26 protein-coding genes are annotated in these 26,165 nt (G+C 66.7%); 23 read left to right on the forward strand and 3 right to left on the reverse strand.

Features of this window, described 5'->3' with window-relative positions; genetic code table 11:
* Positions 1–130: 130 nt before the first annotated feature.
* From KFB96_RS13525 to yacG, 23 genes are all read left to right on the forward strand, one after another.
* Entirely contained in the window at positions 131–2,101 is a 1,971-nt protein-coding gene (locus KFB96_RS13525; protein ID WP_213457937.1) for an LOG family protein, read from the forward strand.
* 399 nt (positions 2,102–2,500) lie between these two features.
* Complete coding sequence (locus KFB96_RS13530; protein ID WP_300971713.1) at positions 2,501–3,355, forward strand: MipA/OmpV family protein; 855 nt, start codon at positions 2,501–2,503, stop codon at positions 3,353–3,355.
* On the forward strand, positions 3,340–4,083 hold the full coding sequence (locus KFB96_RS13535) for a class I SAM-dependent methyltransferase (protein WP_213457935.1): 744 nt from the start codon (positions 3,340–3,342) through the stop codon (positions 4,081–4,083). Before KFB96_RS13530 ends, KFB96_RS13535 begins: the two co-directional genes overlap by 16 nt.
* A gap of 41 nt (positions 4,084–4,124) precedes the next feature.
* Positions 4,125–5,198 carry a hypothetical protein gene (locus tag KFB96_RS13540; RefSeq protein WP_213457934.1) on the forward strand — a complete coding sequence of 358 codons (1,074 nt, stop codon included), beginning with the start codon at positions 4,125–4,127 and terminating at the stop codon, positions 5,196–5,198.
* Complete coding sequence (locus KFB96_RS13545) at positions 5,195–5,965, forward strand: class I SAM-dependent methyltransferase (protein WP_213457933.1); 771 nt, start codon at positions 5,195–5,197, stop codon at positions 5,963–5,965. The genes KFB96_RS13540 and KFB96_RS13545 overlap by 4 nt, the downstream gene beginning before the upstream one ends.
* 25 nt (positions 5,966–5,990) lie before the next feature.
* Positions 5,991–6,278, forward strand: coding sequence for a phosphopantetheine-binding protein (locus KFB96_RS13550; RefSeq protein WP_213457932.1), 288 nt, complete (start codon positions 5,991–5,993; stop codon positions 6,276–6,278).
* Positions 6,275–6,877, forward strand: coding sequence for a hypothetical protein (locus KFB96_RS13555; RefSeq protein ID WP_213457931.1), 603 nt, complete (start codon positions 6,275–6,277; stop codon positions 6,875–6,877). The genes KFB96_RS13550 and KFB96_RS13555 overlap by 4 nt, the downstream gene beginning before the upstream one ends.
* 18 nt (positions 6,878–6,895) lie before the next feature.
* Complete coding sequence (locus KFB96_RS13560) at positions 6,896–8,299, forward strand: AMP-binding protein (protein ID WP_213457930.1); 1,404 nt, start codon at positions 6,896–6,898, stop codon at positions 8,297–8,299.
* Positions 8,300–8,494: 195 nt separating this feature from the next.
* Complete coding sequence (locus KFB96_RS13565) at positions 8,495–8,803, forward strand: hypothetical protein (RefSeq protein ID WP_213457929.1); 309 nt, start codon at positions 8,495–8,497, stop codon at positions 8,801–8,803.
* Positions 8,800–9,723, forward strand: a complete 924-nt coding sequence (locus KFB96_RS13570; RefSeq protein WP_213457928.1) for a lipid A biosynthesis acyltransferase — start codon at positions 8,800–8,802, stop codon at positions 9,721–9,723. Before KFB96_RS13565 ends, KFB96_RS13570 begins: the two co-directional genes overlap by 4 nt.
* The gene (locus KFB96_RS13575; protein WP_213457927.1) at positions 9,689–10,315 is read left to right on the forward strand and encodes a LolA-related protein; all 627 of its coding nucleotides are present in this window, start codon (positions 9,689–9,691) and stop codon (positions 10,313–10,315) included. The genes KFB96_RS13570 and KFB96_RS13575 overlap by 35 nt, the downstream gene beginning before the upstream one ends.
* Before the next feature lie 3 nt (positions 10,316–10,318).
* Complete coding sequence (locus KFB96_RS13580) at positions 10,319–12,655, forward strand: MMPL family transporter (protein ID WP_213457926.1); 2,337 nt, start codon at positions 10,319–10,321, stop codon at positions 12,653–12,655.
* 58 nt (positions 12,656–12,713) lie between these two features.
* A complete protein-coding gene (locus KFB96_RS13585) occupies positions 12,714–13,913 on the forward strand; it encodes a beta-ketoacyl-ACP synthase (protein WP_213458241.1) in 1,200 nt (399 codons plus the stop codon).
* Positions 13,904–14,716, forward strand: coding sequence for a beta-ketoacyl synthase chain length factor (locus KFB96_RS13590; protein WP_213457925.1), 813 nt, complete (start codon positions 13,904–13,906; stop codon positions 14,714–14,716). The genes KFB96_RS13585 and KFB96_RS13590 overlap by 10 nt, the downstream gene beginning before the upstream one ends.
* Positions 14,713–15,147 carry a hypothetical protein gene (locus KFB96_RS13595; protein ID WP_213457924.1) on the forward strand — a complete coding sequence of 145 codons (435 nt, stop codon included), beginning with the start codon at positions 14,713–14,715 and terminating at the stop codon, positions 15,145–15,147. Before KFB96_RS13590 ends, KFB96_RS13595 begins: the two co-directional genes overlap by 4 nt.
* Positions 15,144–15,566, forward strand: coding sequence for an SDR family NAD(P)-dependent oxidoreductase (locus KFB96_RS13600; protein WP_213457923.1), 423 nt, complete (start codon positions 15,144–15,146; stop codon positions 15,564–15,566). The genes KFB96_RS13595 and KFB96_RS13600 overlap by 4 nt, the downstream gene beginning before the upstream one ends.
* On the forward strand, positions 15,563–16,360 hold the full coding sequence (locus KFB96_RS13605; RefSeq protein WP_213457922.1) for a glycosyltransferase family 2 protein: 798 nt from the start codon (positions 15,563–15,565) through the stop codon (positions 16,358–16,360). Before KFB96_RS13600 ends, KFB96_RS13605 begins: the two co-directional genes overlap by 4 nt.
* A 219-nt stretch (positions 16,361–16,579) precedes the next feature.
* Complete coding sequence (locus KFB96_RS13610; RefSeq protein ID WP_213465117.1) at positions 16,580–16,957, forward strand: hypothetical protein; 378 nt, start codon at positions 16,580–16,582, stop codon at positions 16,955–16,957.
* A 19-nt stretch (positions 16,958–16,976) separates the two neighbouring features.
* The gene (locus tag KFB96_RS13615) at positions 16,977–17,645 is read left to right on the forward strand and encodes a YdcF family protein (protein WP_213457921.1); all 669 of its coding nucleotides are present in this window, start codon (positions 16,977–16,979) and stop codon (positions 17,643–17,645) included.
* A 150-nt stretch (positions 17,646–17,795) separates the two neighbouring features.
* A complete protein-coding gene (locus KFB96_RS13620) occupies positions 17,796–19,277 on the forward strand; it encodes a radical SAM protein (protein WP_213457920.1) in 1,482 nt (493 codons plus the stop codon).
* Positions 19,278–19,578: 301 nt separating this feature from the next.
* Positions 19,579–19,755 carry a hypothetical protein gene (locus tag KFB96_RS13625; protein WP_213457919.1) on the forward strand — a complete coding sequence of 59 codons (177 nt, stop codon included), beginning with the start codon at positions 19,579–19,581 and terminating at the stop codon, positions 19,753–19,755.
* A gap of 190 nt (positions 19,756–19,945) precedes the next feature.
* Entirely contained in the window at positions 19,946–20,713 is a 768-nt protein-coding gene (gene zapD, locus KFB96_RS13630) for a cell division protein ZapD (RefSeq protein ID WP_213457918.1), read from the forward strand.
* 8 nt (positions 20,714–20,721) lie between these two features.
* Positions 20,722–20,916, forward strand: a complete 195-nt coding sequence (gene yacG, locus KFB96_RS13635) for a DNA gyrase inhibitor YacG (RefSeq protein WP_213458239.1) — start codon at positions 20,722–20,724, stop codon at positions 20,914–20,916.
* Between the two features lie 5 nt (positions 20,917–20,921).
* On the opposite strand, the gene KFB96_RS13640 is transcribed toward yacG, so the two are convergent.
* From KFB96_RS13640 to secA, 3 genes are read right to left on the reverse strand one after another with little or no spacing between them, the layout of a single operon-like run.
* The gene (locus tag KFB96_RS13640; RefSeq protein ID WP_213457917.1) at positions 20,922–21,872 is read right to left on the reverse strand and encodes a Nudix family hydrolase; all 951 of its coding nucleotides are present in this window, start codon (positions 21,870–21,872) and stop codon (positions 20,922–20,924) included.
* Positions 21,869–23,110, reverse strand: coding sequence for a bifunctional glutamate N-acetyltransferase/amino-acid acetyltransferase ArgJ (argJ, locus tag KFB96_RS13645; protein WP_213458238.1), 1,242 nt, complete (start codon positions 23,108–23,110; stop codon positions 21,869–21,871). Before argJ ends, KFB96_RS13640 begins: the two co-directional genes overlap by 4 nt.
* 8 nt (positions 23,111–23,118) lie before the next feature.
* Complete coding sequence (gene secA, locus KFB96_RS13650) at positions 23,119–25,977, reverse strand: preprotein translocase subunit SecA (protein ID WP_213457916.1); 2,859 nt, start codon at positions 25,975–25,977, stop codon at positions 23,119–23,121.
* Positions 25,978–26,165: the final 188 nt, after the last annotated feature.

The raw sequence follows: 26,165 nt of genomic DNA on the forward strand, positions 1-26,165 counted from the left end.
GGTAAACCCCGGCGCGCGGCGCGCGGATGCAAGCACGGTCCCCCGGCGGACCCGCTCACGAACGTCGATCCGTCCCCGGCAACAACCCGGCGACACCCCGGCGACACCCATGCGACATCAGGACCAGGACATGTACGCGACCCCCGAAACCGGCGACGGTTGGATCACGGCCCTCGTCGGCACCGACGAGGAAGGCTTTCGGGTCGAGGCGCGGTTCGCGATCTCGCCGCGGTTTCGTGCGCTCGTGAAGGGTCGGGAGTCCGATCTGGTCTTTGCCGCCCGCAGTCGGCTCGCACGGATCGGGATCAACATCTGCCCGCTCGACGCGCCGCTCTTCAACGGCGACCATTGCACACTCACGCTCCAGGTCGTCTCGGCGATCCACTCCTTCGGCATCGCCGAGCACCTGCAGCACATCGTGGTCCCGGGCCTGCGGGTCGGACGCCTGGTGTTCTGCCCGCAGGACAATCGGCTCGACTCCGCCGCCATCCACGGCCTCATCCAGGGCAACGAGATCCAGGTCCCGGCCGGCTTCTCGGTCGACAGCAACGGCTATCTCATCCTGCGGCCGCAGCGACAGCTCTTCCGATTTCTCCAGCCCTTGACGCTCGAGCAGATCACCGCGATCGCCACCCATGCCGACGGCAAGGACCTGCTGAACCGTCTGCAGATCCGCGAGGCGGTCGATCACATCGCGCTGCCCCCGAACGACGGTCTGGTGACGGCCTGCTCCATGTTTCTGCACCGCCATTACGTGGTGCTCCGCAATCTGGACGACGCGCTCGGCTTTCATCTGCAGGCGACGGTCCTGGACCCGGTCTCCACGCGCGGCACGAATGTCTATCTGGAATTCATCAACCGCTCCGAGCAGTTGATCATCAACCCGAGTGTCGCCGCATCCGTGCACGACGCGATCCCGGTCACACCGACTCGACGCTATTGGCACGGTCGCGCGAGCACCGCGTCCGCGGATGCGGAGCGCGGCAACGACTACCCTCGGCTGGCGGAGATCTTCGATCGGCTCGAAGCGGGTCCGCTCGAGGACCGCTACTCGCATCGCATGATGGCGGTGACGCAGCATCCCGAGACCCTGCTCGGCGGCGCTCGACCCGATCGCATCTGGACCCAACCCGAGGAGCCGCGCGACCCACGCGGCGGAACCGACCTGGCGGCCGGTCTGGTCGCCGAGGGCCTGAAGCTCGACACCCGCACCGAATACGGCACCGGGATCCTGGAGGATCTGGCCGACGGCGCACGCGCCACGCTGCTGCTCGGCTACTTCCCGAATCTCATCGAGCACACCGAGATCTGCGCCGCGGCCCTGCGCCAACGCATCGGTCGCATCGTCTTTCGACGCGCCTCCTTCGAGCATGGCCACTTCCTGTCCGCCCGCGACCACGGCCGACTGGCCGACTACGAGGGTCTCGGCATCGAGGTCTTCTGGTGCAACGATGCGCGCGCTCAAGTCGTGCGACACGTCTTCCGCGGGCTGCGCGGTTACTTCACCTCGCCCGAGCAGGTCGACCGCTTCCGCTCCAGCCTGGTCTTCGCCATCTACGGATCCATCAAGCCGCTGGACGAGGGGTCCGCCCGCCGGACCGAGCATCTCCTCACCAATCTGAAGGGCCTGTTCGGCAGCGACATCAGCATCCTCACCGGCGGCGGCCCGGGCGCCATGCTTCAAGTCACCGAGGCTGCACACCGGCTCGGCCTGCTGGTCGGCTCCAGCTATATCGAGACGCTGGACCAGAGGCCCAATCAAAGCGCCGACTATTACCAGACCTTCCAGGCGCGCAGCCGCCAGTCGCGCCAGCGCTGGTTCGAGATCGCCAGCTTCCACATCTTTCTCTCGGGCGGCGTCGGAACGCTGGAAGAGATCGGCCTGACGCTCACCGACATGAAGCTCGGCGTCATCGAGGCCGGGCCCATCGTCTTCTTCGACGGCTCCGGCGAGGGCTTCTATTGGGAGGGTCTCGAGACCCAACTGGCACGCATGGCCGCTCAGGGCCGACTGCCGAGCTGGGTGCTCGACAACATCCTCATGACCGCCGACCCGGACGCCATCCCGCGTTTCTACAAACAGACGCTGCGGCTCGGGTAGTCCCTTTCGCCGCAAGTCCTGAACAAACCGTCGCAGAATTCCTCGTTGTCGTTGTCGTTGTCTCAATCGGATTCCGGACGACCACGAACACGACAACGACAACGACAACGAGCAGAGCCTTCGACCACGTTTCTTGGTTCCGGCTCTGCCGGGCTAGGGTCGCCGACAAAACAACCATGAAGCCCCTCGATGCGGCATTCTGTCTTTGCGGGTATTCGGTTTCTTGCTCGCCGCAGCGAGCACGGTTAGGATCCGCAAACAGACGCCGAAGCAGGTTTAATACGCCCTTCGGCCGACAGGCGATCCCGGCGGTGACATGACCGCCGGCTCCGTGTGCCGGCCGCAACCTCGCATCTCACAGCACACGGCCGGCCAACGGATGGACCCCCCTTGAACAACGTGTTTAGGCAAACAATAGGAACCGCGGTCCGCCTGTTGACCCTCTGCGTCCTTGCGGCCTCGGCATCAGCCGAGGTGCTGCCGCTCTGGGAGGTCGGCCTCGGCGGCGGAGTGATTCGCATCCCGGATTATCGCGGCTCAAGCGAGGCCGGCACCTATCCCTATCCCTTCGTCATGCCGATCTATCGAGGCCGACAGCTCCAAGCGGACGAGGAAGGCATCAAGGGAGTGCTCGGCGAATCGAGCCGACTGCGACTCGACTTCAGCGTCTTCGGCAATGTCCCGGTCAGCAGCGACAACACGATGCGCGAGGGCATGGACGACCTGGACCCGATCCTGGAAATCGGCCCGATGCTGCGCTACAAGGCATGGACTGCGCCACGTTCCAGTCAATCGTTGATCCTCGACCTCCCGGTACGAGCGGCCCTGTCGGTCGGACACGGGGTCCGATACGTCGGCTATGCGGTCACCCCGCGGATCTCGTACCGGCGCCGGGTCGATCTGCTCGACAGGCCCTGGAAGTGGTCGATCGGCGCCGAGGCGCTCTGGGGATCCGGCGGATTGAACCGCTACTACTATCAGGTCGATGCGGCGGACGCGACGGCCGAGCGACCGGCCTACGCCGCCGAGGCCGGCTTCGGCGGCACCCGCCTGCGCACCAGCCTCTACCACCGTGATCGGAAAAAGCTCGTCAGCCTTTACGCCCTCTACGACAACCTCCAAGGGGCCGTCTTCGAAGACAGCCCGCTGGTGGAGCAGGCATCGGGGTGGACCGTCGGGTTTGTCGTCACCTGGTTTGTGTTGCAGTCGAAGGACTTGGTCGAGGTAAGGCAATGGGAATGGATGACCGAATAGCCCCGGCAAGCTGCGCCGCTCCGGCGGGTGCGCAGGCCGTTTGGGTCCGCGAGACCCGTTTCGGGCGTTGGTTTCTGGGCACCGAGATCTGGCGCAGGTATGTCCTCGCCGAAGCGCTCGGGGACCTCGCGCGGATGGCCGAAGGACGCGCCGCCGTCGGCGGGCACATCCTCGATCTCGGGTGCGGCCAGGGAATCGCGGCACCGCTGCTCGATGCCGCGTTCGCACCGCGACGGATCACCGGAATCGACATCGACCCCGAGCTCATCGCGCTCGGACAGCGTCGGACACGGGACACCGGGCTGTCGGACAAGCTCGTCCTGCAACGCGGCAGCGCGATCGACATCCCACTTGCCGACGCCTCCGTCGACCTGGCGCTCTGCCATCAAGTGCTCCATCACCTGGTGCCGCAGCGCGAGGCGCTGGCCGAGCTGCATCGCGTTCTACGCCCGGGCGGGCTGCTCTTGATGGCCGAATCCTGCCGATCCTTCATCGAGACAGGTCTGGTCCGGGCGCTGTTTCGACACCCCCGCGAGTCTCAGCGCACGGCCGACGGCTATCTCGACCTGGTGCGCTCGGCCGGCTTGCGGGTGGATGATCGCGATGTGGCGACATCGAGCCCTTGGTGGTCGCGGCGCGACCTCGGTCTCCTCGGAGATCGGGACAGGCGCCGAGGTGCCCAAACGGAAGAACCGACCGAAGTCCTCTGCGTCGCGGTCAAGATGTGATGAGCGAAACGCGGATCCAAACCGACTCGCCGGATCGCGACATGTCCGGCCGACGCACGCGCGCCCCCGCCATGATCGCCTATTCAAGCTGCGATTCCGGCCTTGATGCGACCTGCGATTCGGACGACTCAGACGGATCGGTGCTCGCCGATATCCACTTCGGACGCCACCATGATCGCGATGCCGCCGACCCACGCCGCATCCGGATTGCAACCCCGCCCATCGGCGGCTCGCCCGAGCGCGAGGTCTGGCGTCTGCCGCAGACAAGCGCGGCGGGCTGGTCGGGCGACATCGGCTACGTCTGCAGCGGCGACTTTCTCTTCGCGCACTTGCTGGTCGACGAGCCCGCCGGGCCCGACCTGTCACGCCTGACAGGTCGAGCCTACAAGCAGCTGCTCGCATTCCTGCGCGATACGGGCTTCCCGCACCCGCTGCGCATCTGGAACTACATGTCCCGCATCAACGACGAGGAGCTTGGCTTGGAGCGCTATCAAGCCTTCTGCCGAGGCCGCGCCGCGGCCTTTGCGGAGGCCGCGATCCCCGAACGCGGCTTTCCCGCGGCCACGGCGATCGGGTGCGAGGCACCGGGCCTCTCGATCCATACACTGGCCGGGCGCGGAGCGGGCGTGCCGATCGGCAACCCCCGCCAGATCAGCGCCTACCGTTATCCCTTGCCGTACGGACCGCGGCCGCCGTCCTTCGCACGCGCACTCTGCTATTCGGGTCCGGACGGGACCCTGGAGCTGGCCATCTCGGGCACCGCGAGCATCGTCGGCCATGTCACCATGCATCCGGGTGACCCGAGACGCCAAACCCGGGAGACGATCCGCAACCTCCGCAGCCTCGTCGAGCATGCGCGCATTGCGCCACGCCGCTCCGACCATGGCCCGCCGGCCCTGCTCAAGGTCTACCTCCGCGATCCTGAGCGCGTCCGCGAGGTCGACACCCTGCTGCGCGCCTGGACGCGCGGCCGGTCCGAGATCATGTACCTGCACGGCACCATCTGTCGGCGCGAACTGGAGATCGAGATCGAAGGACACGACAGCGTCTCGCCGCACCATGCCGGCGATCTTCCCCCGGACATCCAAGCCGACAGGCGAGAGGCACCACCATGAATCAACCGCCGGTCAAACGGAGCTTATCCCCTCACCCGGTGCTTCCCGCCCACTATGCCGCGGAGGAAGACCGTGTCGGGTACATTCGTGGCTTATTCGATCGCACCGCCGAGAGCTACGATCGCATCAATGCCTGGATGAGCCTGAACCGCGGGGAGCGTTACCGCATGGAGGCGATGGTGCGTGCCGGGATGCATGAAGGCCAACGGGTGCTCGACTGCGCCTGCGGCACCGGCGTGATGGCCGCGCATGCGCAGAGGCTCGTCGGCACCTCAGGCGTCGTCGTCGCACTCGACCCGAGCATGCCGATGCTCGCGGTCGCCGGGGCGCGCGGGGTGCGAAACCGGGTATCGGGGACGGCCGAAAGGCTGCCGCTTCCGGATGCCAGCGTCGATGTCGTCACCATGGGTTATGCCCTGCGCCACGTCGCGGATCTGGGCGTCGCCTTCGCCGAGTTTGCTCGGGTGCTGCGCCCTGGCGGTCGACTGCTGATCTTGGAGATGGTGCCGCCGCGCTCGCCTGTCGGGCACCTCCTCGCGAAGCTCTACTTGAAGCACCTGGTGCCGACGCTGGCGTCTTGGCTGGGCGGCAGCGGCGACGCCCGCCGGCTGATGCAGTACTATTGGGACACCGTGGATCAATGCGTGTCCCCGAACGTCGTCATCGACGCTTTGAAGGACGCAGGCTTCGGCTCGGTCGCCAGATCGGTAAAGCTCGCACTCCTGACCGAGTACACTGCATGTCGTCTCGACGACGACCGATCCTGATAAGGTTTTAAGCGGGTTTTTAAGCATGACGGAAGAGACGGCAACAGATTCCCAACCCTCGATCCAGCAGGTCGAGCAGATGGTGATCCGAGAGTTGCGACTCGAAGAGGTCGGCATCACGCGGATCGACCCTGACGATGCGCTCTTCGGCAGCGGGCTCGGGCTCGATTCGATCGACGCCCTCGAGCTCGCGCTGGCCGTGTCCAAGGAGTACGGCGTGACCATCAGCTCGGAAGACCCGAAGGTGCAGCAGATCTTCGCCTCGCTCGGAAATCTCGCCACCTACATCCAAACTCAGCGGCGCAACGCATGACCCTCTCGGCGCGCGTGCTGACCGCGCTCGCGATCGCCTACCCCTTCGTGAGTCATTTCGGAGCCACCCTGGGTGCCCCGGTCGTACCCCTGTTGTGGCTGTGTCTGATGTTCTGGGGCAGTCTCCCGGGCCGCTCCCGCTCGCCGTTTCTTCTCTCACTCGCGCTCGCCTGTCCGGTCGCCGCCGTGATCGCGCATCTCGCCGGCCACGCCGACCTGCTGCTGCGCCTTCCGCCCGTGATCATCTGCTTCGCCTTCGCTTGGATCTTCGGTCGGACACTGCGGCCGGGTCGCACCGCGCTGATCTCGCGCATCGGCGAGCGAATGCGCGGCGAGTTACCCGAGCCAGTTGCCCATTACGGCCACCGCCTCACCGCCGTTTGGACCCTGTTCTTCGTGATCCTGGGACTGGAGTGTATCCTCTTGGGGCTGTTCGCCTCGCCGTTCTGGTGGTCGCTCTTCACCAACTACATCAACTATGCGCTGATCGCCCTGCTCTTCGTGATCGAGTATCCGATCAGGCGTCGGGTTCTTCGGGATCTGGAACACACCCCCTTCATCGATTCCCTGCGCGGATCCCTGCGCCTGGATCTTCGCTGATCCAGGCCGAGCCGTCGCGTGCCCGAGATACCGGATTCACTGCCGATCTTGCCCGGCTTCCAGTCGGATCGGCCCCTGTTTCTGACCGACTCGGCAGGGGTAGTCACCCATCGAGAATTCCTGAACAAGGCCGACGCACTGGCCCGGACACTGCCGGCCGCACCCTATCTGATCAATCTCTGCAACGATCGGTATCTGTTTGCGCTCGCCTTCGCGGCCGGTCTGATCCGCGGCGCCGTCAGCCTGTTCCCGCCGAACCGGCTCGCCGCGACCGCGCACGAGATCGCCTTGGACTATCCCGGCGCCGTCTGCCTCGGCGATACCCCGGTCGATGGATTGGAGCTGCCGCTCGGTATCGTCGAGGAGCCGGATTCGCGCGCCTGCGTCGCACGGGCAATACCCGACATCGCAGCCGACCGCGAGGTCTTCATCGGCTTCACCTCCGGCAGCACCGGACTCCCGCGGCCGCATCCGAAACGCTGGGGCGATCTCGTCGGTTGCGCCCGCGCGGCCGCACGGCGCTTCGGCTTCGGCCCGGAGTGCAGCATCGTCGCCACCGTCGTCCCTCAGCACATGTACGGCTTGGAGCTGTCGATCATGGTGCCCTTCGTGACCGGCGCGGCGGCGGTCGCCGCCCGCCCCTTCTTTCCGGCCGACATCCGTGACGCGCTCGCGAGCGCACCGGCGCCGCGCATCCTGGTGACGACGCCCGTGCATCTCGCGAGCTGTGTCGAGGCGGGCTTGACCTGGCCCGCCGTGGACATGGTGATCTCGGCGACCGCCCCGCTGCCGCAGACGCTGGCCGAGCGTGTCGAATCGCTGCTGACCACGCAGGTACTCGAGATCTACGGCAGCACCGAGACCGGCTCGATCGCCAGTCGTCGCACCTGCCGGGATCCGGCTTGGACCTGGTACGACAGCGTGCGTCCGTTGCGCGAGGCGGATGGGATCAGCGTCACGGCCGACTTCATCCCCGCCCCGACGATGGTCGCCGACCTCTTGGATCTCGATGGCGACACTGGCTTTCGTCTCGTCGGCCGAGCCGCGGAGATGCTCAAGGTCGGCGGCAAGCGCGCCTCGCTGGCCGATCTGAACCTGAAGCTGACGGCGATCGAGGGCGTGCGCGACGGCGTCTTCGTGGCACCCGACGGGGACCGTGATCCGGTCGGACGCCTCGCCGTGATCGCCGTCGCGCCGGGGCTGACCCGGCAGGCCCTGATTGCCGGACTGGCGGGCCGCATCGATCCGGTCTTCTATCCGCGCCGGGTTGTTTTTGTGGATCGCCTGCCCCGGAACGAGGCCGGAAAACTGCCGCGGGAGGGCCTGCTGCGGATCTTGGAAACCGCGACCGAGACCCGGATCGAGACCCGGATCGAGGCCGGTCTCGAGAACGGGCGCGAAGGCGAGCAAGATGCAGACTAAACCGCGCCCGGTGCGGTATGCGTCGTTTGTTGGATTGGCTTGGCCGCGCCAGCTCCGACAACTGTCGGAGCTGGCGCGGTTTAAAGTATTAAAAAATACTAAATCTTAAACCGCGTCCCCAGAAAGGTCGGAAACATCCTCGAGCCCGACACAAAATGAAAATTACGCATTTCTCTCTGGACGCGGTTTAACAGGATGCAGACTCGGCTCATCTCCATCCCGCTCGAGCATCCGGTGTTCGAGGGTCATTTCCCCGGTCGCCCGATCGTGCCCGGATCCATGTTGATCGATCTCGTGCTCGCCACCTGGGATGCCTCCGGGGGCGATCCGGTCATCTCGATACCGAGCGTGAAGTTTCATCGGCCGGTGGCGCCCGGCGACACCCTGGTGCTGCACTTCACACCGACAACCCCGGGGCCCGGGACCGAGACCGGGGTACGCTTCACCTGTCTGCGCGAGGAGACGCTGGTCTGCTCCGGTGTGCTCGTGCCCCGCGCACCATGACCGACTGGACCAGCCAACGCGAGCGCGGCAGCCCTTTCGCGGTGCGCCTGATCCTCTGGATCGCGCTCCATCTGGGTCGCGCACCGGCGCGTGCGCTGCTCTATCCGATCACGCTCTATTTCATGATCAAGGCCGGCCCGCAACGACGCGCGTCGCGGCGCTTCCTGACCCAAGTGCGCGGCAGACCCGCGCGGCTGCCGGACATCGCCCGGCATCTCCACAGCTTTGCGGCGACCATTCTGGACCGGGTCTTTCTGCTTGCCGGGCGCCGCGAGCTGCTGGATATCCGTCTGCACCACCCGGAGCGGGTCACCGACCGGGTCGCGGCCGGCCAGGGCTTCCTGTTGCTCGGCTCACATCTCGGCAGCTTCGAGATCCTGCGCGCACTCGCCATCGAGGAGGCGCGGATGCCGCTGAAGATCCTCATGTATCCGACCCACAACCGCATCATCACGGAGCTGCTGCACGCCTTGAACCCCGCGTTCGCCGACTCGGTGATCTCGCTCGCCTCGCCGCAGCCGCTCCTGGCCGTGCAGGAGAACCTCCAAGCCGGCCGGATCGTCGGCTTGCTCGGGGATCGCCACATGCCGGACGAGCCGACGGTGATGTGCGACTTTCTCGGTCGCCGCGCCGCCTTCCCGACCGGCCCGCTGAGCCTCGCCGCGGTGACCGGCGTGCCCGTGATCCTCCCCTTCGGGATCTATCGCGGCGGCAACCGCTACGACCTCTATTTCGAGGTCCTCGCCGAACGGGTCGAGCTCGATCGCGCGCGGCGCAAGGCATCGCTGCAGGAGTGGGTTCAGCGCTACGCGGACCACCTTGCGCACTACAGCCGCGAGGCACCCGAGAATTGGTTCAACTTCTACGACTTTTGGGAGGAGGGCGATGGCCCGCAGCCGCCGTCCCGGGCTGGTCGTTAGAGTGCGCGCGGCTTGTCTCGCGCTCTACCTATCCCTGTCGTACGCGGGGACCCTCTCGGCGGCCGGACAGCCGGTCGACGTGCAAGCCCTGATGCAACTCCTCGGGCGCGTCGAGCGTGCCGAGGTCGCCTATCAAGAGCGCGTGGAGTCCGGGCTGATCGACACCGCCATCGGAACCCGCGGCAATCTGGTCTACCAGGCGCCGGACGACATCCGCCGCATCAGCGACGACGGTGACGGCTTCGCGCTGGATGGCGATCGGATGCAACTCATCAGGGGCAACCAGATCACCGACGAGCTGGTCGTGTCCGAGATCAAGCCGCTGGCGGCCTTGGTCGGCGCGCTGCGTGCCACCTTCGCCGGCGACCTCGCCGCACTGCAGGCGGACTATCGGCTCGACTACGGCGTGACCGAGCAGGCGTGGACCCTCGACCTCGCACCCCGAGCGATCGCGCTCTCGCCCCTGTTCCAGCGCATTCGGATCCTCGGCGACGGGGCGACAATCGAGACCATCGAGATGCTGGAGGCGAACGGGGACCGGCGCACCCTGCAGATGCAGCTGCTGGCACGCGAGCCGGCTGGACTCGAGTAAGCGATGCGGCTGCCCACACCTGCGCGGCGCTCCATCCTGCTCGCGGCCTGGCTCGTCGTGCTGGGGCTGCTCGCCCTCTGGAACGGTTTCAACTTGCGCCCGAGCACCGATCTGTCTCAGTTCCTGCCGCGCGGCGTGTCCCAGCAAGACGCGGTGCTGCTCTCGCAGGTGCGCGGCGGCGTCGCCGCGCGCACCCTGCTGCTGCGCATCGGCGGGGCGCGGCCGGCCGAGGCGCTGGCCGACGCGAGCCGTGCACTGGCCGCGGGTCTGCGCAACGACGAGGGATTCGCGCAGATCGCCAACGGCGAGCTCGATCTCGCGATGCGCGAGACGGACCCGGACATCTTCCGCTACCGCTATCTGATCGGCCCGCCGGGCGCCTGTATCGATGCACTCACCGAGCCCGCGCTGCGTGCCGCACTCGAAGAGCGCCTCGCGGAGCTGGCCTCGGGCGCGGCCATGCTCGACAAAGAACGCTTCGGCGCGGATCCCACCGCCTGCTATCGCCAACTGCTGCGCGCGCTGATCCCGCAACGCACACCGAATCGCCGGCATGGGGTCTGGTTCAGCCCCGATGGCGACTACGCACTGATGGTCGTGGTCACGCACGCGCAGGCGTCGGATCTCGCCGCGCAACGCCGCGCGGTCGAGCAGATCCGGGATGTCTTCGATCACCTGCCCGAAAGCGCCGATCTGACCTTGGAGCTCGCCGGCCCCGGCTATTTTGCGGTCGGCTCGGAGCAACGCATCAAGACCGAGACACGGGTGCTGAGCATTGCGGCCGGCATCGCCACCGCGGGGATCCTGGCCATGGCCTTTCGCTCCGCGGCGCTGGTGCTGCTCGGCATGCTGCCGCTCCTGAGCGGGATTATGGTCGGGGCCGCGCTGGTGTCCTGGCTGTTCGGCTCGGTGCACGGCATGACCCTGGCCTTGGGTGTCACCCTGCTCGGGGTTGCGCTCGACTATCCGGTGCACGTCTACGCCCACGCCGCCGGAGCCGATCCCGGGCAGACCAAGCCGGTCTGGCGCACGCTGCTGCTCGGCATGGCGACGACGGTGCTCGGCTACGCGGCCTTGGCTTGGACCAGCTTCGAGGGCCTGTCGCAGCTCGGCGTGCTCGCCGCGGCGGGCCTGATCACGGCGGCACTGACCTCCCGGTACCTGCTGCCGGCGCTCATGCCTGTCGGCTATCGGCTGCCCGAGCGCCGCTGGCTGGCCGCGTTTCAGGCGCGCCGACCGCATTGGTCGCCGCGTGCCGGTCTCGGGCTGTTGCTGCTCGGCCTTGCCGGACTCGGGCTGGTCCTGTCGATCGGCGGCAACCCATGGGAAACCGACATCCGCCGCCTGAGCACGGTGCCGCAGGCCGAGATCGAGAAGGACAGCCTGATTCGGGCCCAGCTCGGCGCCCCTGACGTCTCGCGCCTGCTCTATGTCGTGGCGGATGATGAAGCGGCCGTGCTCGCGCGCCTGGAGGCGGTGCTTCCCGATTTGGACGCCCTCCAAGCGCAAGGGCTCATCGACGCGTTCGACAACGTCGCGCGCTGGCTGCCGAGCCCGCAGACCCAAGCGACGCGTCGCGCCGAACTCCCGGACCCTGCCGAGCTGACCGTGCGCTTGGCGGCCGCCAACGCCGAGCTGCCCTTTCGCCTGGAACGGCTCGCGCCCTTCGTCGAGGACGTGGATGCCTCGCGTGATCTCGAGCCCCTGACAACGGCCGATATCGCCGACGGGCTCATCGGAACCCGCGTCTCGATGCTGCTCCAGCCGCTCGGCGACGCCTGGCTCGGCCTGGTGCCCTTGTCCGGCGTCGCCGACGAGGCCGTCGGTCCTCTCGATGCGTTGGCCGAGCGCCGCGGGATCAAATATCTTAACCTGCGACAGGGCACTGCCGATCTGCTGGCCGGATTCTTCGCCGAGGCATTGGACAAGTTCTTGATTGCCGCCCTCGTTATCGCGCTCGCTTTGGCCCTCGCGCTGCGCAGCCTCGCGCGAATCGGTCTGGTGCTGCTCCCGATCGTTATCGCACTCGTCTGGACCTTCACGCTGGTGATCCTGATCCAAGGCTCGGTCAACCTCTTCCATCTGGTCTCGCTGCTCTTGGTCGCCGGGCTCGCCGTCGACTACAGCCTCTTTCTGAATCGCCCGGCCGCCGACGATGCGGATCGGCTGCGCACGCTGCTCTCGGTCAGTGTCGGCGCCGGCTCGAGCTTCGCCATGTTCGGTTTTCTCGCGCTGTCCGCGATCCCCGCGTTGCAGTCGATCGGTCTCACCGTCACCCTGGGCATTCTCTGTGCCTACGTCCTGTCGCTGCTGCTGGCGAGGGCCGAGCCCGTTGGTTAAACTCGGCAAAACAGGGTTTTTCACCGTCAGGGAACGCAGCCGCCGAACAGCCATGCCGATCACGCCCGCCAGGATCCGTGCCTACACGCTGACCACCGCGTTGGGGCACGGCTGCCGACCTCACCTGCAAGCCCTGACCGAGATGCGGCCCGGCCTGCGTCTCTGGACGCCCGAGGAGGCGCCCGTGCCGTCATGGGCGGGTGTCGTCGACGGCCTGGATGCGGTGCGTCTGCCGGCTCGGCTCGCCGAGTTTGAATGCCGCAACAACCGTCTCGCCGAGTTGGCGCTCGGCGGCGACGGCTTCGCCGAGCAGGTCGAAGCGGCTCGCGAGTGCCACGGCCCGAGCCGGATCGGCCTCTTCCTCGGCACCAGCACGTCCGGCATCCGCCACACCGAGCAGTGTTACCGACGCCACTTCGAGGAGAAGACGCCCGGTCTCGGCGATGATCTGCGCTTCGACACGACCCACGCCTATGTCTCGCTAGCGGACTACTGTCGGCGTCGGCTCGGTCTGAACGGACCCTCCATGGTGATCTCAACGGCCTGCTCTTCCGGCGCCAAGACCTTTGCGGCGGCGCAGCGGGCCTTGTCGGCCGGACTCTGCGATGCGGCCGTCGTCGGCGGCGTCGATACACTGTGCGCGACCACGCTCTTGGGTTTTCACGCACTTGGCCTGCTCTCGCCCACACCTTGCACACCCTGGGGACAGGGACGCACCGGCATCAGCATCGGCGAGGGCGCGGCCTTTGCGCTGCTGGAGCGAGACGGCGACGCGGACGACGACGGCCTGTCCCTGCGCGGTTACGGCGAGAGCACCGACGCCTACCACATCACCTCGCCTCACCCGCAGGGCGACGGCGCCGTGTCGGCGATGCGCGCTGCGCTTGACTCCGCAGGCATCAGCGCCGACGCGATCGATTACATCAACCTGCACGGCACCGGGACAGCGGCCAACGACCTGTCCGAAGACCGGGCCGTCGCAAGGGTGTTCGGCGACACCGCGATCGCCAGCGCCACCAAGGGCTGGACCGGTCATACCCTGGGCGCGTCCGGGGCGGTCGAGGCGGTGATTTCGCTGATCTGTCTTCGGGAGGGGCTGATCCCGGGCACCCTCAATACGACGACCTTCGACCCCGATCTCTCGACACGACTCATCCGCGACAGCGAGGCGCGACCGATCGCTCGGGTGCTGAGCAACGCCTTCGGTTTCGCCGGCAACAACTGCGCACTCGTCTTCGGACGGAACCCATGCGCCTGACGGTGACCGGGATCGGAATCGTCGGACCCGGACTCGCCGACTGGACCGGCGCCCACCCCGTGCTTGCGGGCGATCGGCCCTATGTCGCCGACACGCTGAGGGTCACGGCGCCGATCGGACTGAATCCAAACGAGCGGCGCCGCGCGACACTGGCGACTCGACTCGCCCTGGATGCGGCCCGACAAGCGACCGCCGGGCAACCGAACGGGAGCGACGACGATGACAGGGCCACGCTCGCCACCATCTTCGCCTCCGCCGACGGGGACATGGGTCTGATCGACTCCATGTGCCGGGACATCTACGGGCACCGGGTCCCGCCGTCGCCGACGGTATTCCAGAACTCGGTGCACAACGCGGTTGCCGGCTATTGGTCGATCGCCGAGGGCTGCCGGGGGCCGTCCACCAGTCTCGCCGCCGGCGACGGCACCTTCGCGGCGGGTCTGCTCGAGGCTGCCACGCAGGTTGCCTGCTTCGCGGGGTCGGTGCTCTTGGTCGCCTTCGAGGTGCCGGCACCCGAGCTGCTGCATCCACATCGGCCCTTCGACAACGCCTTCGCCTGCGCCTTCCGGCTCGCACCGGCGTCACCGGACGAGGACCGAACCACACTCGACTTGATCCTGAGCGAAGACGAGCAGCCATTCACGCCGATGCAGGATACCGCTCTGGAGGCCATGCGCCGGACCAACCCCGCCGCTCGCGCACTGCCGCTGCTCGCGGCCATCGCCGCCGCTCGACCGGCGGTGATCCGATTGCCCTACTGGCCGGGGCTTCAGCTCGAAGTCCGTCTGGAGCCATGCGCATGACCCTGCTCGAAGAGGTCTACGCCAAACTCCCTCATACCGGTGCCATGTGCCTGTTGGAGGAGGTCCTGAAGCGCGACCGAGACTCCATCCGCTGCGCGACGGCCTCCCACCGCGACCCGTATAATCCGCTGCGTCGCGACGGCATCCTCTCCGCGGTGCACGGCGTGGAATATGGCGCACAAGCGGCGGCGGCACACGGCGTCCTGTCCGATGTCCTCGACGGCGACGCGCCCCTACTCCTCGGGGCCGTGCGCGACTTGGACATGCGCGTCGCGCGACTCGACCGACTGCCCGCGCCGCTCCAGGTCACGGCGTGGCTCGAAGCACGCGCCGGGGTCAATGCCGTCTACCGCTTCGAGCTGAGCGCGGACGAACTCATCTGCGTGCGCGGGCGTATCACCCTGATGAGCGTCGCCGGAGAGGCCGCATGAGACGCGCTCTGGTCACGGGTGCACGCGGCGCCCTCGGTGCCTGCATCGCGCGGCGCTTGGCCCACGAGGGGCTGATGGTCTACGTGCACGGACACAGCCACCCGGAACATGCCGAGGCCGTCCGCGATGCGATACGCGCGGCAGGCGGCCGTGCCGAGGCGGTCGTCTTCGACGTGCGCGACGGCGACGCCGCCCGCGGCGCACTCGAGGGGGTCCTCGCGCAGGGACCGATCCAGGTGCTGGTCAACAATGCGGGACTCCACGACGACGCACCCTTGGCCGGCATGAAGCCGGACCAATGGTCACGCGTCGTCGACGTCGCCTTGCTCGGCTTCTACAATGTCACCCAGCCCCTGCTCCTGCCGATGATTCGCGAGCGCCGGGGACAGATCATCAACCTGAACGGCACCATGACATGAAAGGAACCATCGTTGTCATCCCTGCATTCAACGAGGCGCGGACGATCCGCGAGGTCGTCACCGCCGTCCGTCGGCAGGACGTCGATCGCATCATCGTCGTCGACGACGGCTCCACGGACGCCACCGCGACGCTGATTCACGCCCTCGAAACGCAGGACGGCGCAGCGTCGAGCCTGGAGCTGATTCGGCACCCGACCAATCGCGGCAAAGGCTTCGCCTTGGCCAGCGGCATCACCCGCGCCCTCGCGTGCGGCGGTCAACGCATCGTCACCATCGATGCCGACGGCCAGCACTGCGCGGGCGACATCCCGCGCCTGGAGCGGGCCGCCATGCACGCACCCGAGGCGATCGTCATCGCCGCACGGACCGAGGCCCGGGAGGCGGCACCGCCGTTGCGCCGCTTCGCCAACGAGGTGGCGGATTTTTGGATCTCCTGGGCCTGCGGGCGTCGCATCGACGACACCCAGTCCGGGTTCAGACTCTATCCCGCCGCCGTGCTCGCGCGCCTGAGCGCCCGACCGCGCCGCAACGCCGGCTTCGCCTTCGAGACCGAGCTGCTGATCGACGGCGTCGCCGCGGGCGCCGAGATCCGCAGCGTCCCCATCCTGACCCGCTACCTGCCGGACCGGCGTCTCAGCCATTACCGGCCCTGGCGCGACACCTGGAGCATCATCCGGCTGGTCGGCGCAAAGCTGCTGCGTCGCGGCCTGTATCCAACGGGCTTGTTGCGCTCGCTCGATCGCGCGAGCGGATCGGGGAAGGGCGGGGCCGCAGCGCTACGGGACATCGACTGAGCGGATTCAACCTAGACAAGGACCACCACCCGTCAGGCTATTGGGCGGTGGAAACAAGAACCCACCGACCGACGGCCTGAAGGGCGCAGTCGATGCGGTGGTCACGACGACGATAGGGAAAAGCAGATGGAAAACGAGATCGCACTCGGCATGCAGGGTCCCAAGCAAGCTCCACTGCACCGGGGGATTCGGGGGATTCGGGGGATCTTCAACTTACGAATGCTCATGCTGCTGGTCATAACCGTGAGCGTCATCGGTCTCGGGGGCTGTCGGACCGCGCCGATCCGAGATCTCGACGCGCGTCCGATCCCGCCGGGCGCCACCCTGCCCCAGGTCAGCAAGGCGATCCAGGGCGCGGGCAACAGCTTGGGATGGGCGATGCAGGAAACCGGCCCGGGCATGATCGTCGGGACCATCGTCCTGCGCGATCATATGGCGAAGGTCGAGATCCCGTTCTCCACATCCAGTTACAGTATTCGCTACAGCTCCAGCACGAACCTCAAATACAACGACGAGAAGCAGACGATCCATTCCAACTACAACAGCTGGATTGCGAACCTCGACAACCAGATCCGAGCAAACCTATCGATGCTGTAGTCTGGACCGTCAAGACACCGTGAGCACACCCGGAACGCTTGATCGGGACGAGATCGGAACCTTCGCGCTGACCTGCCTGATCGGGGTCGCGGCCTTGGGGCTTCCGTTCCTGGTCGCTCTCGCCCGGGTGCTCGCGGTCGGCCTTCGGTCCAAGACCGAGGGCCCGACCGGCGTGGTGGTGGTCTTCGGCAAGCGCTTGGTCGACGACCGGCCCGACCGGGACTATCGGGCACGACTCGAAACGGCGGCACGACTCACGACCGGATCGAGCGACCGGATCCTGATCCTCGGGGGCCGCACAGGAGGGGCACGCGTCACCGAGGCCGAGGCCGGCGCGCAGTTGCTGCGCGACATCCCCGGCAGCGACCAATGGCGTATCGTGCTCGAGCAGACCTCGCGCGACACCCTGACGAATCTGCGCAACGTGCGCGAGCTGTTGGCCGAGAACGCCTCGCGCGAGCCGCTGACACTCATCTCCAATCGCTATCACCTGGCGCGGGTCGGTCAAATGGCGAGCAGCCTCGGACTGAGCCACCGACTCTGCGCAGCCGAGGATGTCGCCACCGCACTGCGCCCGTCGTCCCTTCATCGCTGGCTTATGGAAGGCTTCTATGTCGCCTGGTTCGCCACCGGGAAGGCATGGGCGCGCCTGACCCGCAATCACCGCATGCTCGCTCGGGTGACCTGAGACGCGACATCGCGTCCGGTCCCGAGCATCGAATGCGCTCCACTAAACCGCGTCCGGAGCGAAATGCATCGATATTGGAATGGAGCTGCCTCGGCCGGATCCTCGCGTGTCGGAGCTGACGCGGTTTAGACATAAAGGAGGTCCAGCCGCATGCGCATTCTGCTGATCAAACCCAAGGCCCGACTGAGGTCCGTTCTCGGCCTTCAGGCGTTCCAACGCATGGAGCCCCTCGAGCTCGGCTACCTGGCCGCCGCGGCCGGTCCCGAGCACGACACGCGGATCCTGGATCTGCGGCTGACCGCTTGGCCCGAGCTCGCCCTGCTCGACAGCCTGCGGCGCTTGCGCCCGGACCTGGTCGGCATCACCGGCTACAGCCACGAGGCGTCCAGCGTCAAAGCGATCGCCCGCCGCGTGCGCCGAGCGTTACCCGGAACAACCGTCGTCGTCGGAGGCCATCACGCGACCGTCGCCCCTCGAGACTATCGGATCGAGGCGATCGATGCCGTCGTCCGCGGCGAGGGTTGCGCACCCTTCGCGCAGATCGTCCGTGCACTCGCCGCCGGTCGCGGGCTGGAAGGCATCCCGCAGGTGCTGCTTCCGGAGCGCACCTGGTGCGACGATGAAGAGCGGCTCTGGCCGCGGTTTCCCGATCCCGCCATGCTGCCGCTGCCCAGACGCGACCTCTGGGACACTCGCCATTACCGCAGCATCTGGACCGGCGAGAAGCTGCCGCGCTGGCATCCCTTGTTTCCGAGGGTGGCGATGGTTCGCACCTCATGGGGCTGCCGCATGACGTGCTCCTTCTGCATCGTGCCGCATCTGTGCGGCGGCATCCACCGAACGCGTCCGGTGCAGTCCGTGGTCGATGAGATCGCCTCCCTGGATGTGAATCACGTCTATTTCTGCGACGACGAGAACTTCATCGACGAGCCGTTCGCTTGGGCGCTTGCCGACGCCTTGGAGGCACGCGGCGTGAAGAAGCGCTACTTCGCCTGGACCCGCGCCACCACCGTCAACCGCTCCCCGGAGCTGTTGCGACGCTGGCGCGAGATCGGCCTGGATGCGGCCTTTCTCGGCTTCGAATTCCCGAGCGACGCGGAGCTCAAGCGCGCGGCCAAAGGCGGAACGGTCGCGGCCAACGAGCGCGCCCTGGAGCAATTGCGCGCGATGGACGTGGCCGTGCATGCCGCCTTCATGGTGCAGCCCGAATACGGGGCGCTCGAGTTCGCGCGACTGCGCGACTATGTCCGCCGACTGCCGCCGGTGCAGTGCAGCTTCACCGTCTGCACGCCCTCCCCCGGCACCGCCGACTATCAGGCCATGCAGCCGCGGATCTGGGTCGACAATCCGCATGACCTGCACGACTGCATGCATCCCCTGACCCCGACCGCACTGCCGCTTCGGGAGTTTGTGCGCTCGTTCGCCGAGCAGGCCCATGTCGCACTGGAAAAGGTGCCGATGCGGGTCAACCGCCATCTGGCCGCGCCCGATCAAATGGTGAGGGTCGCCCTCGCCGGCCGGAAGTATCATCAGGGTCTCGCGTCCATCGATCGCGACTACCCCGAGGCGCTTCGGGGCGACACCGGCGCCGCGATCCGTCCCGAAGGATTGGCCCGAGACGCGTTACCCTAAGATCCGGCAGTTGAACGGCCCCCGGAGTGCGTCCCGCGTGGTGTCCGGCAAGGAGCGACGAGGCGTCGTAGTAGTTCTACGACAACGCGTTGCAACGCAGTCGGGCGCCGCGCGGGGCGTGCTCCAGGGGTCGTAGCGGCCATCACCCGGCGAGTGAGGCGTCATGTGGCCAATATCCTCAAAGACGTCAGACACTTGCATGTGGCACGAGGCGGTTAACTGCCGGATCCAGGGTTACCGGCCCGGATCGGTGTCGGCGCTTCACAACAACAACGGGAGAGGAAGCATGCGGAAAGGAAGAATGTCGAAGGCATCGATTATCTGCCTAATGGTCGCCCTCGCGGCCTTGACGGCTTGCACCAAGCAAGAGTCGAAAGCGAACTGGAACAACATCAAGGAAGGCTCGAAAAACACCTGGCAGCAGGCCAAGAAGGCCGTTTCGGAGGGGACCGAGGACTTCAAGGAGAGTACGAAGTAGGCTCGCGGATCAGGATCGACAAACACGCCGGACAAGATTGGCGCGGAGGTGACAACCCCTCGCGAAAACGGGAGAATTCCCCCCATGGTATCGCGCATCGCTTCGATGGGTGCGTGACGTTGGAACGACCGCCGCGCCGACCGAGCCGAGATGACCGGATCCGGGTCGCGCGCAGCCCAGAGGCGCCTTTGTGTCGACACTGATGACCTTCGAGCATCCGCTGAACGAGCGCGTCCGCACCTTCCTGCGGATCGAGCATCTGTTCGAGCGTCTCAACTATTTCGCGCCTCAGTACGACGCCTGGGCGACCCGGGTCGCTGTCGAGACCTTGCTCGACATTGCCGCGGTGACCGCACGCGCGGACGTGAAGACCGAGCTGCTCAAGGAGCTCGAGCGCAACATCGCCACGCTCAAGCGTTTCGGGGACCAGCCCGGGGTCGATCCGCGGGCCTTGGACCGGGTGCTCGGCGACCTTGCGGATGCCGTCGGCGGCGTCCATCGCCTGTCCGGACCCATCGGGCAGATCGCCCGCGAGGACGATCTTCTCAAGAGCGTCGCCCAGCGCAGCAGCATTCCGGGCGGGGCCTGCAGCTTCGATCTGCCGCATTTTCATCACTGGCTGATCCAAGCACCGGAGATCAGGCAGGCACGGCTCGACCACTGGCTTCTGGATCTGCGACCGGTGGAGCGGGCGATCCGTCTCGTGCTCTCGCTCGCCCGTACCAGCGCATCACCTCGCCAGGTGCTCGCGGAGGGCGGTTTCTTTCAGGAAGCGCTCGATGTGCAGGCGCCTGCGCAGATGGTGCGGGTCGGCATCAACGGGACGGGGGCACTCTATCCGGAGATCAGCGGTCACAAGAGCCGCTTCAGCATCCGCTTCATGCAGTCCGGACCGCAAGGGCGGCCGTCTCAGATCCCGGAAAACATCCCCTTCAAGCTGACCTGCTGCGTCTTTTGAACCGCGTCCTGCACACGATCGTCTCCTGTCCGCGTTGCGGCAAGTCTGTCGTTTGGGGTCCGGATGCACCATGGCGCCCCTTCTGCAGCAAGCGCTGCCGTTTGGTCGATCTGGGCGAGTGGCTGGACGAGAATCATCGGATCCCCGGAACGGAGGAGGATCCCGACGAGGATTCGCCCATGAGCGAGCATGCGCCGGGTTAAACCGATCAATCGATCGGCCAAAAGCCTCGAATCGCCGCCACACCCTGCGCACCATGCTCGCGGGCGGCCTCCAGATCCGAACCCGCCAAACCGCCCAGCGCATAAACCGGGAGTGTTGCAGCATCGGCAAGCTCGGCGAAGTGGCGCCAGCCGAGCGGCTCGACGTCCGGATGCGAGGCGGTCGGCTGGACCGGCGAGAGCAGCGCGTAGTCGAGCCCGAGGCACGCCGCGCGCACGAGATCATCGGCGGCGTGACAGGAGGCGCCGACCAGATCGTCGGGTCGACCCGGACGCCCGCTCAGTCCTGCGAGGGTCTGGCCTCGGAGATGCAGGCCGTGACGCGGCATCTCGAGCGTCTCGTCCGGGTCGCGATTCAAGAGGAGACGTGCACCGCTTTGCTCGCAGAGCCTGAAGGCGTCTCGTGCCAAATTCCGATAGTCGGCCTGATCCAGCTCGTGCGCACGCAATTGGACGAGCCTGATGCCGCTCGCGACGGCGCGCGACAGGCGCGCCAAAAAGAGCTCGGGGCGGAGCGGGTCAGGCCCAGTGATCAACATCCGCCCGGGCAGGCGCAGGGCGGTGATGATGGGGCGATCGGCCGCGGGAAAACAGGCCGGATCCATGGCCTCGGGACGTTGCCAGGCGAGGGGCTGCCCTTCCAAACCGACCGGGATACCGGCGTAGGAGCGGACGCATCGGACATCGAGGAGGACGTGCCGGTCGCCGTAATGGTGTCGGATGCGGATCAGCGGTCGGCTGTCGCGGACCTCGATGCCGAGCTCCTCGGCCAGCTCGCGCGCCAAGCCCTGCTCGGGCGACTCGCCCGGCTCGAGCTTGCCGCCCGGAAACTCCCACAGTCCGCCCTGATGGACGTGATCGGGGCGTTTGGTGACCAGCACGCGTCCGGCCGGGTCGGAAATCGCGCCGACCATCACATGAATCAGCTCGACGCTCAACTGCGGTATTCGGCGTTGATCCGGACGTAGTCGTAGGAGAGATCGCAGGTCAAGACCCGTGCCTCGGCCGGACCCCGACCAAGCGAGACGCGGATCAGGATCTCGGGCTCGGCCATGACGGCGGCTCCCGCCTCCTCGGTATAGTCGGGTGCGCGACCGCCGGCATCGACGATCAAGACCTCGCCGAGGTGGATTCGGATCCGATCGATATCGAGATCCAGAAGACCCGCACGCCCGACGGCGGCCAGGATACGACCCCAATTGGGATCGGACGCGAAGAGCGCCGTCTTCACCAGGGGCGAATGGGCGATGGTGTAGGCGACCGCGCGGGCCTCCTCGACATCGGCCGCGCCTTCGACCTGCACGGTCACCAGCTTGGTCGCGCCCTCGGCGTCGCGCACGATGGCGGTCGCCAGCTCGACGCAGACGGCATCGACGGCGCACTGGAGTGCAGCGTATCCCGGGGACGCACCGTCGCGGATCTCGGGATTCCCGCAGGCCCCGGTTGCAGCGAGCACGCAGGCATCGTTGGTCGAGGTGTCGCCGTCGACCGTGATGGCATTGAACGACCGGGCGACCGCCGAGCCCAAGCAGGCTTGGAGCAGATCGGGCGCCACGGCGGCATCGGTCGCGATGAAGGCGAGCATGGTCGCCATGTTCGGACAGATCATCCCGGCGCCTTTGGCCATCCCGGTGATCGAGGCGATGCGCCCGTCGATCTCGAAGCGGCGCGAGACCAACTTGGGCACCCGATCCGTCGTCATGATGGCGCGCGCGGCGGCCGGCCATGCGGAGGCATCCAATCGACCGAGCAGGTCCGGCAATGCCGCAGCGATGCGAGCGACCGGCAGGTGCTCGCCGATCACACCGGTCGAGAAGGGCAGGACCTCCTCGGCGGCACAGTCGCCGACAACGGCGAGTGCGGCACAGCTCGACTCGGCATCCGCCATGCCACGCCGACCTGTGCCGGCGTTGGCATTGCCCGCGTTGATCAGCAGGTAACGCGGCATCGCCTGACCCAAGTGGGTCTTGGCGACCCGCACGGGCGCGGCGCAGAAGGCGTTGCGGGTGAAGACGGCCGCACATCGGCTGCCGGGGGCGAGCTCCAGGATGACCAGATCGTCACGCCCCTGATAACGAATGCCGGCTGCCCCCGTGGCCAGACGCACACCCCCGACGGGGAGCCCGGTCTGGTCCGACTCGACGTGATCGGACGGGGGCTGCTCGGACGGCGTCATCGTGCCGCTCAGCTCGCCTTGCCGTGGCATTGCTTGTACTTCTTGCCCGAGCCGCAAGGACAGGGCTCGTTGCGGCCGACCTTGCGATCGCCGCGGACGTAGGGTTGCGCATGCGCGTCCTCCGCACCGCGGGCACTCGCCCGGTCGCGACCGTCGGCCTGCGCATCATCCTCGGACCCTGGACCCTGCCCGAAACCCTCGAAGCGCTCGTGCTTGAACTCGAACTCGCGCTCTCGCACCGGCGCTGCCCCGAGCCCCGCAGCTTGCTCGGCCGCAGCTCCCGGCTGCGTCTGCACCTGGAGCTTGGCGAGGGTGGCGACGACGTCATGCTTGATGCTGTCGAGCATCGCGGAGAACATCTCGAAGGCCTCGCGCTTGTACTCCTGCTTGGGGTTCTTCTGCGCGTAACCGCGCAGATGGATCCCCTGGCGCAGATAGTCCATCGCGGCGAGATGGTCCTTCCAGTGGGTGTCCAGGGTCTGGAGCATGACCGCCGTCTCGATCTGGCGCATGGTCGGCGAGCCGACGAGCTGCTCGCGCTCGGCATAGGACGCGCCCAGGGTATCGTGGATGCGTGCGCGCAGCGTCTCTTCGTGGAGCGAGTCGTCCTCGTCGAGCCACTTACGGATCGGCCAGTCACCGCCGAAATGCTCGTTCAGTGCAACACCGAGCCCGTCGACATCCCATTGCTCTTCGAGGCTTTCGGGAGGCACATAGGTGTTGATCAGACGCGTCAGGGCATCGTCGCGCATCGCGGTGACGGTCTCGGAGACATCCACGCTGTCCATCAGCTCGCGGCGCTGGCGATAGATGACCTTGCGCTGATCGTTGGCGACGTCGTCGTACTCGAGCAGCTGCTTGCGGATGTCGAAGTTGCGTCCCTCGACCTTGCGCTGGGCGTTTTCGATCGCCTTCGTCACCCAGGGGTGCTCGATCGCCTCGCCCTTCTGCATGCCGAGCTTCTGCATCATCTTGCCGACGCGGTCGGAGGCGAAGATGCGCATCAAATTGTCTTCGAGCGACAGATAGAAGCGCGAGGAGCCCGGGTCGCCCTGGCGGCCGGAGCGACCGCGCAACTGGTTGTCGATACGACGGGATTCGTGCCGTTCGGTGCCCACCACATGCAGACCGCCGGCGGCCACGACTTGGGCGTGGCGCTCCTTCCAGGCGGCGCGAATGGCGTCGCGATCCGCGTCCGGACCGGCCTCTTCGAGCTCGGACTCCAGATTGCCGCCGAGCACGATGTCGGTCCCGCGACCGGCCATGTTGGTGGCGATGGTGATGGCACCGGGACGGCCGGCCTGGGCGATGATTCCGGCCTCGCGCTCGTGCTGCTTGGCGTTCAGGACCTCGTGCGGGATCTTCTGCTCCACGAGCAGCCGGTCGATCAGCTCCGAGGTCTCGATCGAGGCGGTGCCCACAAGGGCAGGCTGACCACGGGCGATGCAGTCGCGGATGTCCTCGACGATGGCCTGGTACTTCTCCTCTTGGGTCAGATAGACGAGGTCGCCCCGATCGTCGCGGACCATGGGCTGGTTGGTCGGGATGACGACGACCTCCAGACCGTAGATCTGCTGGAACTCGTAGGCCTCGGTATCCGCCGTGCCGGTCATGCCCGAGAGCTTGGGATAGAGCCGGAAGAGGTTCTGGAAGGTGATCGAGGCCATCGTCTGGTTTTCGGGCTGGATGGCGACCCCTTCCTTGGCCTCGACCGCCTGATGCAGACCCTCCGACCAGCGCCGGCCGGGCATGGTGCGCCCGGTGAACTCGTCGACGATGATGATCTGGCCGTCGCGCACGATGTATTCGACGTTCTTTTGAAACAGTGCGTGCGCACGCAACGCCGCGTAGACGTGGTGCATCAGGACGATGTTGGCCGGATCGTAGAGACCGCCTTCCTCGGAGAGAAGACCGATCTCGACGAGCATCTGCTCGACGTGCTCGTGGCCTTCCTCGCTCAGATAGACCTGGCGCGCCTTCTCGTCGACCGAATAATCACCGGGACCGAAGTCGGGTTGGCCTTCTTCGTTGGTGACGGGGGCCTGACGGGTCAGACGCGGGATGATCTTGTCGACCTGCTTGTAGAGATCCGTGCTCCCTTCGGAGGGACCCGAGATGATGAGCGGGGTGCGCGCCTCGTCGATGAGGATCGAGTCGACCTCGTCGACGATCGCGTAGAAGGGGTCGCGCTGCACGCGCTGCTCGGCCACGAAGGCCATGTTGTCGCGCAGATAATCGAACCCGAACTCGTTGTTGGTCCCGTAGGTGATATCCGCGGCATAGGTCTCCTTGCGGGAGACCGGACGCATGTGTCGGTAACCTTGGCCGACCGGCGGCTCGTAGCTCAGGTCGAACAGAAAAGAGGCCGAGTCCGGACCGGTTCCGCCGGAGGAGTTGATGACGCCGGTGGACAGACCGAGGAAATGGTAGATCTGCCCCATCCAGGCGGCGTCGCGCCGAGCCAGATAATCGTTGACGGTGACGACGTGAACGCCTTTGCCGGGGAGCGCATTGAGGTATGCCGAAAGGGTCGCGACCAGGGTCTTGCCTTCGCCGGTGCGCATCTCGGCGATCTTCCCGTCGTTGAGCACCATGCCGCCGACCATCTGCACGTCGAAGTGGCGCAGACCGAGCGTTCGCTTGGATGCCTCGCGCACGACCGCGAATGCCTCGGGGATCAAGCTGTCGAGATCGGCGCCCGCGGCAAGACGCTCCCGAAACTCAGTCGTCTTCGCGGCCAGGGCCTGATCGGAGAGTGGCTCGAGCTCGGGCTCGAGGGCGTTGATCCGTGCGACGGACTTGAGCAATGTCTTGACGAGCCGGTCATTCCGGCTGCCGAAGACCTTCTTGAACAGATGCTTGACCATCGGATACGTTTGAGACCTGTCGGGAAAATCCCGGCATGATACCGGAATTCAATGACAACCGCAGGTGCCGTCGGAGGTACGGAGGTACGCCTGCGGCCGGGACAGGCGGGTCGTCGACGATTGCCGGGGCAAACCGCATCCGGATCCACGCACCCCGTAGGATTCAGCGGACCCCGAGCACTAAACCG

The sequence above is a fragment of the Thiocapsa sp. genome (assembly GCF_018399035.1).
Taxonomy (GTDB): domain Bacteria; phylum Pseudomonadota; class Gammaproteobacteria; order Chromatiales; family Chromatiaceae; genus Thiocapsa.

Coding starts and splice junctions, on each gene's coding strand:
- KFB96_RS13570 (WP_213457928.1), top strand. CDS start 8,800: ATGACCGACTGGACCAGCCAACGCGAGCGCGGCAGCCCTTTCGCGGTG.
- KFB96_RS13540 (WP_213457934.1), top strand. CDS start 4,125: ATGTCCGGCCGACGCACGCGCGCCCCCGCCATGATCGCCTATTCAAGC.
- KFB96_RS13620 (WP_213457920.1), top strand. CDS start 17,796: ATGCGCATTCTGCTGATCAAACCCAAGGCCCGACTGAGGTCCGTTCTC.
- KFB96_RS13595 (WP_213457924.1), top strand. CDS start 14,713: ATGACCCTGCTCGAAGAGGTCTACGCCAAACTCCCTCATACCGGTGCC.
- KFB96_RS13565 (WP_213457929.1), top strand. CDS start 8,495: ATGCAGACTCGGCTCATCTCCATCCCGCTCGAGCATCCGGTGTTCGAG.
- KFB96_RS13605 (WP_213457922.1), top strand. CDS start 15,563: ATGAAAGGAACCATCGTTGTCATCCCTGCATTCAACGAGGCGCGGACG.
- KFB96_RS13525 (WP_213457937.1), top strand. CDS start 131: ATGTACGCGACCCCCGAAACCGGCGACGGTTGGATCACGGCCCTCGTC.
- KFB96_RS13580 (WP_213457926.1), top strand. CDS start 10,319: ATGCGGCTGCCCACACCTGCGCGGCGCTCCATCCTGCTCGCGGCCTGG.
- KFB96_RS13610 (WP_213465117.1), top strand. CDS start 16,580: ATGCTCATGCTGCTGGTCATAACCGTGAGCGTCATCGGTCTCGGGGGC.
- KFB96_RS13590 (WP_213457925.1), top strand. CDS start 13,904: ATGCGCCTGACGGTGACCGGGATCGGAATCGTCGGACCCGGACTCGCC.
- KFB96_RS13575 (WP_213457927.1), top strand. CDS start 9,689: ATGGCCCGCAGCCGCCGTCCCGGGCTGGTCGTTAGAGTGCGCGCGGCT.
- KFB96_RS13555 (WP_213457931.1), top strand. CDS start 6,275: ATGACCCTCTCGGCGCGCGTGCTGACCGCGCTCGCGATCGCCTACCCC.
- KFB96_RS13625 (WP_213457919.1), top strand. CDS start 19,579: ATGTCGAAGGCATCGATTATCTGCCTAATGGTCGCCCTCGCGGCCTTG.
- KFB96_RS13535 (WP_213457935.1), top strand. CDS start 3,340: ATGGATGACCGAATAGCCCCGGCAAGCTGCGCCGCTCCGGCGGGTGCG.
- secA (WP_213457916.1), bottom strand. CDS start 25,977: ATGGTCAAGCATCTGTTCAAGAAGGTCTTCGGCAGCCGGAATGACCGG.
- argJ (WP_213458238.1), bottom strand. CDS start 23,110: ATGACGCCGTCCGAGCAGCCCCCGTCCGATCACGTCGAGTCGGACCAG.
- KFB96_RS13600 (WP_213457923.1), top strand. CDS start 15,144: ATGAGACGCGCTCTGGTCACGGGTGCACGCGGCGCCCTCGGTGCCTGC.
- KFB96_RS13545 (WP_213457933.1), top strand. CDS start 5,195: ATGAATCAACCGCCGGTCAAACGGAGCTTATCCCCTCACCCGGTGCTT.
- KFB96_RS13550 (WP_213457932.1), top strand. CDS start 5,991: ATGACGGAAGAGACGGCAACAGATTCCCAACCCTCGATCCAGCAGGTC.